Below are 11,081 nucleotides of genomic sequence, written 5' to 3'. Positions count from 1 at the left end.
GAAAAACAGTATTTCATGAAGCTCGGGGCTGTCTAGGAAACCCGGGGCGATTCAGTAGACCTCAAAACGAGGCAATAAAAGTTTATTTGTCAAAACGACCCGCAAGGGCAAGTCGTTGGCTATTAACAGATTTACTGTCTTGACTGGCCTCATTATGACAAATAAAACCATGAACACCAAGGTGCTGTCGGGCGACTTGGCCCCGGATTCTGCCTATCTGGGTGCTGCGCCGAAACTTCTTGATCAGTTGCGAGATCGTCTGCGTTTAAAGCATTACAGCATCCGTACCGAGCAGGCTTATCTGCATTGGGTCAAGCGCTTCATTCTTTTTCATGGCAAGCGGCATCCTGCAGAGATGGGTAAGGATGAGGTGGAGGCGTTTCTGACTTCGCTGGCAGTGGCGCGGAATGTGGCTGCGGCGACGCAGTCGCAGGCCTTGTCCGCGATCCTGTTTCTGTATCAGGAGGTATTGGGCAAGGTTTTGCCTTGGCTGGATGAGGTGACGCGGGCGAAAAAACCTGTACGTTTGCCGACGGTGTTGTCGGTGCCCGAGGTGCAGGCCTTGATGGCGGCGGTGGATGATCCGGAAATAGCGCTGCTGGTGCGCTTGCTTTACGGCACCGGGATGCGGGTGATGGAGGGCGCACGCTTGCGGGTGAAGGATGTGGATTTTTTGCGGCGCGAGATCGTGGTGCGCGAGGGTAAGGGCAACAAGGATCGGGTGACGATGCTGCCGGGGAGCCTCGTGGAGCCTTTGCGTGCGAAGCTGAAGTGGCGTCAGCAACAGCACGAGGCCGACTTGGCCCTCGGGCGTGGCTCGGTGTATCTGCCGCATGCGTTGGCGGTGAAGTATCCGTCGGCGGACACGACCTTTGGCTGGCAGTACGTTTTCCCGGCGAGCAGCTTTTCGACAGATCCGCGCTCTGGCGTGGTGCGACGCCATCATATTGATGAGCAGCGTGTGCAGCGTACGGTGAAAAAGGCGGCGCGCGCGGCTGGTATCGTCAAGTCAGTATCGCCGCATACCTTGCGCCATTCGTTCGCCACACATCTGCTGGAGGCCGGGCAGGATATCCGCACGGTGCAGGAGTTGCTGGGCCACAAGGATGTGAGCACCACGATGATCTACACGCATGTGCTCAATCGTGGCGGGCTAGCCGTGCTTTCGCCGCTGGATCGGATCTGAGCAGGCGTTTTCGAAGATGACCATGCCATCCCGGCGCGTCCACAGGGTCGCACTATGATGTGTCGCTGGTTATCCAGCGCGTTAAACGGGTTGCTTCGAGGGAGCCGCTGTAAGCGGTTATAGGGGAAATGCCGCCAAAGCGAGCGTGGCATTTCAGCAAATCTGGGTCCGGTACCTGAAAACCCAGATTTCAGCTTGTCCCTACATACAGCATGTCATCAATCCCAGCTCAGCGCCCCGCCTGTCTGGTACTCGGTGACGCGGGTTTCGAAGAAGTTTTTCTCCTTGCGCAGGTTGGCCTGCTCGTCCAGCCATGGCAGCACGTTTTCCGCCCCCGGGAAGGGCTCGGCCAGGCCGATCTGGCGCGCGCGGCGGTTGGCGATGAAGCGGAACTGGGCACGGTGCAGATCTGCCGAGTAGCCGAGGATGGGTTCGCGCAGAATGTAGCCGGCATAACCCGATTCGGCGGCCTCGGCCTCTTCCCACAGTTGCTGCACGGCGCGCGGGTCGAGCGTGAGGTTCTCTTCCTTGAGCAGCTCGCGCACCACGCGGATGCCGAAGGCGCAGTGCAGCACTTCGTCGCGCATGATGTATTGCAGTTGCTCGGCCGTGCCTTTCATGAGGCCGCGGCGCTGCAGCGCGAAGATGGGCGTGAAGCCGTTGTAAAACCAGCAGCCTTCGAAGATGCCGCCGAAGAACATGTAGGAGAGCGCGAACTCGTGCAGGTTATCGCGATCCGCGAGGTCGAAATCGGAACGCATCACGCGCTCCAGACGACGATTGGCGAGTGCGATCTTGGCATTGATCTCGGGCACCACGCGGTAGCGGTTGTAGATCTCCTGCTGGTCGATGCCGAGGCTTTCGATGCAATGCTGGTAGGTCCAGGTGTGCAGCGCTTCTTCGTAGACCTGGCGCGCCTGGTAGATCTGCAGCTCGGGCGCGCTCATCTTCTCCATCACCGCCAGGCCGATGTTGCGCATGGCGAGAATGTCGGAGGTGGTGAGATAGGCCAGCACGTTCTCGAACACATGGCGCTCGGCGGGCGAGAGCTTGTGCTGGTAGTCGTGCACGTCCTGCGCCATCGAGATTTCCAGCGGGGTCCAGTGGTTCTTGTTGGCGTTGAGGAAGAATTCCCAGGCCCACGGGTATTTGAAGGGTGCGAGCTGGTTGATGTCGCCCTGGCCGTTGACGATGCGCTTGTCCTGCACGCGCACGGCGGCCATGGAGGGATGGGTGACATTGCCTGTCACGCCGCGCAGCGGGGCGGCAGGCGTGGCGGGAGTGGCTGCAGCAGGCGCCGGACGCGGCGTGACCGGCTGCAACGCGGGTTGCTCGAAGTCGTCGAAATTCAGGCTCATTGGCAGGCCTCGCAATCGGGATTGTCGATGGAGCAGAACTTGGGCTCTGCCGGTACGGCCGCATTGACCACGATAGGCTCGACCGGTGCGGAGGTTTTCTCCATCGCCGTGGCGCCCAGCGTGCGCAGGTAGTAGGTGGTCTTCAGGCCACGCTTCCAGGCCAGCTTGTAGATCTCGTCCAGCTTGCGGCCCGAGGGCGCCGCCATGTACAGGTTCAGCGACTGGGCCTGATCGATCCATTTCTGGCGGCGTGCGGCGGCTTCGATCAGCCACGCCGCGTCGACCTCGAAGGCGGTGGCGTAACGCGCCTTGAGCTCGGCCGGGATACGGTCGATGCGGGCCAGCGAGCCGTCGAAATACTTGAGATCCGCGATCATCACTTCGTCCCACAGGCCGAGCGCCTTCAGATCGCGCACCAGATGTTCGCCAACCACGGTGAATTCGCCGGAGAGGTTCGACTTCACGTACAGGTTCTGATAGTCCGGCTCGATGCAGGCCGAGACGCCGATGATGTTGGAGATCGTCGCCGTCGGCGCGATGGCCACGCAGTTGGAGTTGCGCATGCCGTCACGGCCGATCTTGGCGCGCAAGGCTTCCCAATCCAGCCGGCTTTCGCGGTCGACTTCCACGGCCTCACCTCGCCCCTGCTCCAGCAGCGCGATGGAGTCCAGCGGCAGGATGCCCTTGTCCCACAGGCTGCCGCGATAGCTGGAATACACACCGCGCTCGCGGGCCAGTTCGCTGGAAGCCCAGTAGGCCTGATAGCAAACGGCTTCCATGGAGCGGTCGGCGAATTCGACGGCTTCATCGGAGGCGAAGGGCAGGCCCATGCGGTGCAGGCAGTCTGCATAGCCCATGATGCCCATGCCGACCGGGCGGTGGCGCAGGTTGGAATTGCGCGCTTTGGGCGTGGCATAGAAGTTGATGTCGACCACGTTGTCGAGCATGCGCATGGCGGTGCCGACGGTGCGGGCAAGCTTGGCCTGATCGAGCTGCCAGACCCCATCCACCTGAACCAGGTGCGCGGGCATGTTCACCGAGCCCAGGTTGCACACGGCGGTTTCGGCGTCCGAGGTGTTCAGCGTGATCTCGGTGCACAGGTTGGAGCTGTGCACCACGCCGGCGTGCTGCTGGGGCGAGCGCAGGTTGCAGGCATCCTTGAAGGTGATCCAGGGATGGCCGGTCTCGAACAGCATGGTGAGCATCTTGCGCCACAGCTGCACGGCAGGGACTTTCTTGAAGAGCTTCAGCTCGCCACGCGCCGCCTTGCCTTCATAGGCCTCGTAGGCCGTGCGGAAGGCTGTGCTGAATTTTTCGTGCAGGTCGGGCACGTCGACCGGTGAGAACAGGGTCCAGTCTTCGCCCGCGATCACGCGCTGCATGAAGAGATCCGGAATCCAGTTGGCGGTGTTCATGTCGTGCGTGCGGCGGCGCTCGTCGCCGGTGTTCTTGCGCAACTCGAGAAACTCCTCGATATCGAGGTGCCAGGTTTCCAGATAGGCGCACACCGCCCCCTTGCGCTTGCCACCCTGGTTCACCGCCAGCGCGGTGTCGTTGACCACCTTGAGGAAGGGGATCACGCCCTGGCTCTTGCCGTTGGTGCCCTTGATGCGCGAGCCCAGCGCGCGCACCGGCGTCCAGTCGTTGCCCAACCCACCGGCATATTTCTGCAGCAGCGCGTTTTCCTTCACGGCCTGGTAGATGCCGTCCAGATCGTCTTCCACCGTGGTCAGGTAGCAAGAAGAGAGCTGGGAGTGCAGCGTGCCCGCATTGAACAGTGTGGGTGTGCTGCTCATGAAATCGAAGCTGGAAAGCAGCTGGTAGAACTCGATGGCGCGGGCTTCGCGGTCGATTTCATTCAGTGCCAGACCCATCGCCACACGCATGAAGAAGCTCTGCGGCAGTTCGATGCGACGCTCCTCGATGTGCAGGAAATAGCGGTCGTACAGCGTCTGCAGACCGAGATAATCGAACCGCAGATCGTTGCGCGTATCCAGTGCGGCGGCCAGGCGCGGCAGGTCGAATTCGCCCAGGCGCGGGTCCAGCAGGCTGGCCTTGATGCCTTCCTTGATCAAGGCCGGGAAAGCTTCGGGCAGGCGCACTGCCATGGCCGCTTGCCCCATTTCCTCGCCCAGCACCTCGATGCTGACGCTGCGCAGCAACAGGCGCGCGGCGAGCTTGGAGTAGTCTGGATCACGCTCGATCAGGGTACGCGCGGCCAGCACCAGCGACTGGCGCACGGCGGCCACCGGCACGCCGTCGTAAAGATTGTGCAGCGCATGCTGCAGCACGGTTTCGGCGGATACATCCTGCAAGCCTTCGCAAGCTTCAGCGATCTGTGCCAGCAGCGCGGCTTCGTCCAGCGGACGACGCACCTCGCCATCGAGCACATGCAGACGGGCGGGCGTGGCTTCGGCGACCACGGCGGCCTGCTGGGCCGCGCGCTCGGATGCGCGTTTGTCGCGGTAGAGCACATACGCGCGGGCGACGTCATGCTCGCCGGCACGCATCAGGGCGAGCTCCACCTGATCCTGGATGTCCTCGATATGCACCGAGCCACCGCCGGGCAGACGACGCGTCAGCGCGGCAACGACGAGTTCGGTGAGCTGGGCGACCTGCTCGCGGATGCGGGCCGATGCGGCAGCCTGGCCACCTTCCACCGCGATGAAGGCCTTCGACAGGGCCACCATGATCTTTTCGGCATTGAAAGGCACCACCGCGCCATTGCGGCGGATCACCTCCAGCCCGGCCGTGCGTGCGGCCAGCGCCTCGCTGGTTTCGGCGGTATCGCGGGGAAGTTCGCCATGCGACGGGCGGGCCGTCGTGCTTGCCTGGATGTGCATCCGTTCTCTCCTGTCAGGTCGGCACGGATGCACGGCACGGCAGACGAAAGGGCAACACTCGGGACACCGCGGTCCGCAAAGTCACCAGAAACGAAAGCCGTACCGGAGACACCCCGCTCCGGTGATTATCGATGTGCGTCGGCCGGTCTCTTGGCTGACGGATCAGGGCTTCCTGCCGGCCTTCCCGACCGTAGCCAGTGGCATGGATGGCAGAACGCTCGCCGCGACAGTTGCGGGGGCAGCTCCGGTTGTCCGGATTCCCGTTTCAGCGCCCGCAGGAGCACCAACGCGAAGCCAGTCTAGGCTCGACATCGACCTTCGTCAACTACCGACATACCACCGATAGGGTCGCACATAGCATGAACATACTACATACGGTATGTCAGGCCACTACCTGCAAGGATTGCGGTGCGATCGGTTGCGGATAGGCAGCCACCTGCCCCTTGCCGGCACGCTTGGCCGCATAAAGCGCCATGTCGGCATGCGCCAGCAACGTGGTGAAGTCTTCCTCGCCGATCAACGGCAGCTCCGCCACCCCCATGCTCAGACCGATATGGCACTGAGCGCGGCAGCTGTCGATCAGTTCTTCGGCAAGCACAATGGCCGCGTGCACGGCCGTCTCGGGCATCACGACGACGAACTCGTCGCCACCGTAGCGCCCCAGCATGTCGCTGCCGCGCAAGCGATAGCGCAGCACCGAGGCGATATGGCGCAAGGCCTCGTCACCGGCCTGATGGCCATGCTGGTCATTGATGTCCTTGAAATCATCCACATCGAAGACCAGCACCGACAAAGGCCTCTTGTGGCGGCGGGCGCGCAGGGCCTCGGCCTCACCCCGCTCGAGCAGTGCGCGGCGGTTGGCACAACCGGTGAGTTCGTCATGACTGGCGAGCTGACTCAACTTCTCCAGCAACTCCAGGCGCTCGGTCACATCCTGAATCATCAGCGTGCTGCCCAGGATATGACCTTGAGGATCGGTCAGCGGCGAGGGCCGGATCTCGACCCTGCGCAGCCCCAGCCTGAGCACGAAAGGCGTCCACGAATCCAGTGCCTTGGTGAAGTTCGCCTCATGCCCCAGCAGTGACATCTCAGCCCCCAGACGGGCCGGCACCAGTACCAGAAAGAAATCGCTGGCAGCGCGGTTGAAATCGAGGATGCGCCAATGCCGGTCCAGCACGATCACGCCTTCGGCGATGCCATCGAATACATGGTCGCGGGCCAGCGGCAGCAGACGCAGCACCTTGTGGCGCAACACGGCCAGCGAAAACGCCACACCGGAAGCCGCCAGGCCGAAAGGCCCCAGATCCATGCCATGTGGAGAAAGCCCGGTCTGATAGAGCAGATGGAAGCTCCAGGGCAGCAGCGAAGCCACCAGCAGGGTCAGCGCCTGGAGACGGTACAGCGGATCGGCCTGGCGCCAGGCACGGAAAAGCAGCAACACCCCAAGCGCCGTAGCCAGATTCAGATAGCCCACATAGACGCTGTAGGCCGGCCCTTTGAGGCTATGGACGATCGCCAGTCCATCCACATGACGCAGTTCGAGCCCCACGTAATACCAATGACGCAGCGCCGGCAAATGGTAGATGGCGAAAATCGCACCGCTGATCAGCAGCAGAAGCCCCAGCCACATCGGCGGCAAGCCGCGCCGCTCAAGATAGGCCTAGCACAGGCCGACCCAGCACAAGGGCACGAATGGCAACGCGAGATATTGCAGGCTGAGCGCGCTGCGCGCCTGCACAAGGTCCGCCGCGCCCAGTTCCAGGCCGTAGCCCAGCGCGTAAAGGCAGGAACACAGCATCAACCCGGCGAAATGGCGTGCGAAAGCCGTCGGCGGCTGGCGTAGCGCATGCAGTACGAGTGCAGCACACAGCACCGCGCTGGCGAACAGATAGATCGACAGGGAAGGCAGCAGCACGGGATCGACGACCTCGGAGCGGAAGGGATCAAGTATAGCCAGCACTATCCGACAGACGCCGAGAACCTCGTCACACACGCAACGAAATATTGCCTTTCCCGCAAGAACTTGCCTCGTCCGCAGGACATGGGATAATCCGCCCCCCGCGCGACACGGACCGCAGTCCCCGCGTGCGCCGCAATGCCTTCTTCGTGGGTTTCCGGGCAAGCGGACGCTGGGAAGCGATTCACGATCCGTTGTGAGAAGCCGTCAGCGGTGCGAAGAGCAGCACAGGAACCGGAGTGTATGTGGGGATACATGAGGATTCCGGGCAGCGCATCCGCCCCGATCACGGCATCGCAGCAGCGATCATGAACCGCTTCTGAAAAACGAGCCCCGCTTTCAACTCAAGGAGCAAGCATGGCCCGCTACTGGCTGATCCTCGGCGTAGCCGTCGTTACCGAAATCCTCTGGGCACTGAGCCTCAAATACATCCAGCAACACCCTGGCCCCTGGCCCATCCTCGCCTCCATCTGCCTGACCGGCGTGAACATGGTGCTGCTCTCCTTCGCCATGCGCGGTATTCCGGCCGGTGTCGCCTATGCCGTCTGGACCGGATTGGGCGCTGTGGGCGTGGCGATCTTCGGTGCTGCAGCCTTCGGTGACCACCTCAATTCCGGGCAGATCGCATCCATGGCGGTGGTGATCGCCGGCGTGGTGGGCATGAAGCTGACAACGGGCTGACACCCGCCTCGTACCGCCGGGGCACATTGGCGGACGAAGCCCCATCACAGCAGGGCAACAGGCCGGGGAGATGCCGACCCGGCCTCCGGTGCCGTAGCGGCACGCCAGCCCCTCTCCGATTGAGGCAGAATGTCGGCATCCGCCTCTGCCCTGGACATCCAGGAGCCTTTCCCCTGTCGGGCGCTTGCGCCCATTGCTTTCACTGGACCACGAAGATGACGATCACGCTTGCTGGCTGCAAGGAAGAAGCCGAGACTTCCCCCGAGAAAACCGACCTGACCGAAGAGCGTCTGCTGTTCAAATCCCGTTTCGTGACGGTGTTCGGCGAGATCAATGACAAGCTCGCCCAGGCGACCTGCCGCCGCCTGCTGGCACTCGCTGCCGAATCCGATGCGCCGATCACGCTGCTGATCTCCTCCCCCGGAGGCCATGTGGAGTCCGGCGACGCGATTCACGACATCATCAATTTCGTGCGCGCCCCGGTGACCACCGTAGGCAGTGGCTGGGTGGCCAGCGCCGGCGCCCACATCTTCCTGGCGCCCCCCAAGGAACGCCGCGTCTGCCTGCCTAACACCCGCTTCATGATCCATCAGCCGGCGGGTGGCATGGGGGGGCAGGCGTCCGACATCGCCATCCAGGCCAAGGAGATCCTGCGCACGCGTGAGCGCATCGCACGCGTGGTCGCACAGCAGACCGGCCGCAGCTTCGAATCCGTGAGCGCTGACATGGAGCGCGACTACTGGATGAGCGCCGCCGAGGCGATCGACTACGGCATCGTCTCGCGCGTGATCAACACTCACGCCGATCTGGCCTGAGCACCATCCCTGCCGCCTCGCCCGGGGCGGCAGGTCTCACAGCAGCTTCTTCATGCGCGCCAGCGCTTCCTCGATGCGCGCAACATCGGTCGTATAGGCAAAACGCAGCCAGCGCTGCGGCTCCCGTGCCCCGAAATCCACTCCTGGTGTCGCTGCCACGCCGGTCTCCTCCAGCAGCCGATGGGCGAAGGCAGCCGAATCCGGTGCATGCCGGCTGACATCCGCATACACGTAGAACGCACCCTCGGGCTCGGCAGGCACGCCGAAACCCAACTCGCGCAAACCTGCCAACAGGCAGGTCCGCCGCTGTGAAAATGCTTCGCGGCGGGCTTCGAAGATCGCCAGCGCCTCCGGGCTGAAAGCCGCCAGCGCTGCATGCTGGGCCACCGTCGAGGCACAGATGGTGTAGTGCTGCGCCAGCTTCTCCAGTGCTCGCACATAGGGGGCCGGCGCCACCAGCCAGCCCAGACGCCAGCCGGTGAGCCCGAAGTACTTGGAGAAACTGTTGATGACGAACATATCGTCACCCAGGCTCAGCGCGGTCTCCGGGGCGCGGCCATAAGTCAGCCCCTGATAGATTTCGTCGACGACGCAGGCACCGTTGCGGGCGCGCACCTCGGCCAGGATGCCAGCCAGGGTTTCGCGTGCGATCAGCGTACCCGTTGGATTGGCAGGGCTGGCTACCATCAGGCCGCGCGTGCGCGCCTGCCAGGCCCCGGCGACGCTGGCGGCAGTGGGCTGAAAGGCCTCCTCGGCCCGCACGTTCAGGGAATCGACTTCACCGCCAAACGCCTGCACGAACTGACGATTGCAGGGATAGCCCGGATCGGGCAGCAACCATCGGTCACCGAATTCGGTCAGCCCGGCCAGGGCAAGCAGCAGTGCGCCGGACGCCCCTGCCGTGACCAGGATTCGCGCAGGATCCACCGTCACGCCGAAACGTGCGGCGTAATGCGCGGCAATGCCCTCTCGCAACGCCGGCAAGCCAGCGGCTGGCGTGTATTCGACGCGCCCTGCCCCCAGAAAGGCCTGTGCGGCCGCCAGCACTGGCGCAGCCACAGGGAAATCCGGCTCACCGACCTCCATATGAATGATGTCGCGCCCCTGCGCAGCAAGCTCGTGGGCACGCGACAGCAATTCCATGACGTGAAATGGCGGAATGCCATCGGCACGCCGGGCGATCGGCCCAGCGGGAAAAATCTTGTCCGGCATTGGAACGGTGCTTTGCAAAGTCGGGAGGGGAAGAAGTTTGCCAGCAAATCCATACGCTGAAGAATGGAATGGCTGGTATACGAAAAAACGCGGGTTATCCCTAAAGGAAAGGCCCTTCATTCCGTAAAGTTTCCGCGTGGGTGGCAGCATTCCCTGCCACCAAGCCGACCATCGGGCGACGCGGTCTTCCGCACGGCCCACCATCAGGCTCAGCCAGCCCCACACCCACCGCACACAATCCGCTCTCCGGGGAGTCCCTTGCATGAATCTCAGCATCACGCAGCGCCTGATCCTGCTCGCCTGCGCCAGTACCCTGGCCCTGTTCGTGGTTGCCCTGGCTGGGCATTTCTCCACCCGGGCTTCGCGTGCCAGCCTGGATGATTTCCAGAATCGCATCGCACCGGGCGTGGCCTTGCTTAATAAGGTGGAGCGCGATTTCCTCAACGTCCGGCGTGACATGCTGCTGCACGTGATCGAGCTCTATGACACCAAGAAGGATGTTGCCAGGGATGCCATGGCGGAAACCCGCAAGCAGATCGATGCCGACCTGGACCGCTACGAAAGCGAGCTGATGCTGGAGCCGGGCGAACGAGAACTGCTGACACAGGTCCGCCAGTTGCTGAAGACCTACGATGAAGTGCTCAAGCGGGTCATGGATCTCTCGTACAACTACGACACCGACGCCGCACGCGAAGTCATCAGCACGGAAGGGCTGGCACTCGGACGCCAGATCAGCGCAGCGCTGGATGCCCACCGCCGGCACAACGAGGATTACGCCGCGCGCACCAGGGAGGAGGCCAACCTACAGGCCGATCTGCTGCTGCGCGTGGAATGGGGGGTCGGCGTACTGGCGATCCTGTGAATCGCCCCCGGTTCACTAGACACTTCGAAGCCTTAAGCTGGCAACCAAGTGGAGGTGTCTATGAGTAGCAAGCGATACACGGAAGAGTTCAAGATTGAAGCGGTCAAGCAAGTGACCGATCGCGGACATAGCGTTGCGGACGTTGCCGGGCGACTGGATGTGAGCAT

General features: G+C 62.9%; 9 protein-coding genes, 1 pseudogene and 1 riboswitch. Of the genes and pseudogenes, 5 read left to right on the top strand and 5 right to left on the bottom strand.

Translation table 11 applies throughout. From position 1 onward, the window contains the following. Positions 1-169 precede the first annotated feature (169 nt). Positions 170-1,186: an integron integrase gene (locus tag BGI27_RS16515; RefSeq protein ID WP_095525901.1), complete on the top strand. Its 1,017-nt coding sequence runs from the start codon at positions 170-172 to the stop codon at positions 1,184-1,186. Between the two features lie 218 nt (positions 1,187-1,404). Here BGI27_RS16515 and BGI27_RS16510 read toward each other — a convergent pair whose 3' ends face one another. The 4 genes and pseudogenes from BGI27_RS16510 to BGI27_RS18325 form a co-directional block, all read right to left on the bottom strand. Then, the gene (locus BGI27_RS16510; RefSeq protein ID WP_223871873.1) at positions 1,405-2,544 is read right to left on the bottom strand and encodes a ribonucleotide-diphosphate reductase subunit beta; all 1,140 of its coding nucleotides are present in this window, start codon (positions 2,542-2,544) and stop codon (positions 1,405-1,407) included. Continuing rightward, entirely contained in the window at positions 2,541-5,387 is a 2,847-nt protein-coding gene (locus tag BGI27_RS16505; RefSeq protein ID WP_095525900.1) for a ribonucleoside-diphosphate reductase subunit alpha, read from the bottom strand. The genes BGI27_RS16510 and BGI27_RS16505 overlap by 4 nt, the downstream gene beginning before the upstream one ends. Before the next feature lie 123 nt (positions 5,388-5,510). Next, positions 5,511-5,690, bottom strand: a riboswitch (cobalamin riboswitch). A 79-nt stretch (positions 5,691-5,769) separates the two neighbouring features. After that, positions 5,770-6,330, bottom strand: a complete 561-nt coding sequence (locus tag BGI27_RS18330) for a GGDEF domain-containing protein (protein WP_223871874.1) — start codon at positions 6,328-6,330, stop codon at positions 5,770-5,772. A 291-nt stretch (positions 6,331-6,621) separates the two neighbouring features. Beyond that, positions 6,622-7,302, bottom strand: a pseudogene (locus tag BGI27_RS18325) (histidine kinase N-terminal 7TM domain-containing protein); the annotation flags it as partial. Positions 7,303-7,701: 399 nt separating this feature from the next. Between BGI27_RS18325 and BGI27_RS16490 the strand changes: the two are divergent. Together BGI27_RS16490 and BGI27_RS16485 are read left to right on the top strand one after the other, a co-directional pair. Further along, positions 7,702-8,025 carry a DMT family transporter gene (locus tag BGI27_RS16490; RefSeq protein WP_095525897.1) on the top strand — a complete coding sequence of 108 codons (324 nt, stop codon included), beginning with the start codon at positions 7,702-7,704 and terminating at the stop codon, positions 8,023-8,025. A 215-nt stretch (positions 8,026-8,240) separates the two neighbouring features. Next, the gene (locus BGI27_RS16485) at positions 8,241-8,840 is read left to right on the top strand and encodes an ATP-dependent Clp protease proteolytic subunit (protein WP_095525896.1); all 600 of its coding nucleotides are present in this window, start codon (positions 8,241-8,243) and stop codon (positions 8,838-8,840) included. Between the two features lie 36 nt (positions 8,841-8,876). Here the strand turns inward: BGI27_RS16485 and BGI27_RS16480 are convergent, their stop codons facing one another. Then, positions 8,877-10,052, bottom strand: a complete 1,176-nt coding sequence (locus BGI27_RS16480; RefSeq protein WP_095525895.1) for a pyridoxal phosphate-dependent aminotransferase — start codon at positions 10,050-10,052, stop codon at positions 8,877-8,879. Between the two features lie 262 nt (positions 10,053-10,314). Between BGI27_RS16480 and BGI27_RS16475 the strand changes: the two genes are divergently transcribed. Both BGI27_RS16475 and BGI27_RS16470 read left to right on the top strand, forming a co-directional pair. Then, positions 10,315-10,914 (top strand): MCP four helix bundle domain-containing protein, encoded by a 600-nt coding sequence (locus BGI27_RS16475; RefSeq protein WP_095525894.1) that lies wholly within the window; start codon positions 10,315-10,317, stop codon positions 10,912-10,914. A 60-nt stretch (positions 10,915-10,974) separates the two neighbouring features. Continuing rightward, a partial coding sequence (locus tag BGI27_RS16470) for a transposase (RefSeq protein WP_141239830.1) occupies positions 10,975-11,081 on the top strand: 107 nt, incomplete at its 3' end.

The sequence above is a fragment of the Candidatus Dactylopiibacterium carminicum genome, assembly GCF_014736495.1.
Lineage (GTDB): Bacteria > Pseudomonadota > Gammaproteobacteria > Burkholderiales > Rhodocyclaceae > Uliginosibacterium > Uliginosibacterium carminicum.
This window is presented reverse-complemented; position numbering and strand designations above follow the sequence as displayed.

Excerpts from the sequence above, each read along its gene's own strand:
- BGI27_RS18330 (WP_223871874.1), bottom strand. The coding sequence starts at position 6,330 with ATGATTCAGGATGTGACCGAGCGCCTGGAGTTGCTGGAGAAGTTGAGT.
- BGI27_RS16480 (WP_095525895.1), bottom strand. The coding sequence starts at position 10,052 with ATGCCGGACAAGATTTTTCCCGCTGGGCCGATCGCCCGGCGTGCCGAT.
- BGI27_RS16475 (WP_095525894.1), top strand. The coding sequence starts at position 10,315 with ATGAATCTCAGCATCACGCAGCGCCTGATCCTGCTCGCCTGCGCCAGT.
- BGI27_RS16490 (WP_095525897.1), top strand. The coding sequence starts at position 7,702 with ATGGCCCGCTACTGGCTGATCCTCGGCGTAGCCGTCGTTACCGAAATC.
- BGI27_RS16510 (WP_223871873.1), bottom strand. The coding sequence starts at position 2,544 with ATGAGCCTGAATTTCGACGACTTCGAGCAACCCGCGTTGCAGCCGGTC.
- BGI27_RS16515 (WP_095525901.1), top strand. The coding sequence starts at position 170 with ATGAACACCAAGGTGCTGTCGGGCGACTTGGCCCCGGATTCTGCCTAT.
- BGI27_RS16485 (WP_095525896.1), top strand. The coding sequence starts at position 8,241 with ATGACGATCACGCTTGCTGGCTGCAAGGAAGAAGCCGAGACTTCCCCC.
- BGI27_RS16505 (WP_095525900.1), bottom strand. The coding sequence starts at position 5,387 with ATGCACATCCAGGCAAGCACGACGGCCCGCCCGTCGCATGGCGAACTT.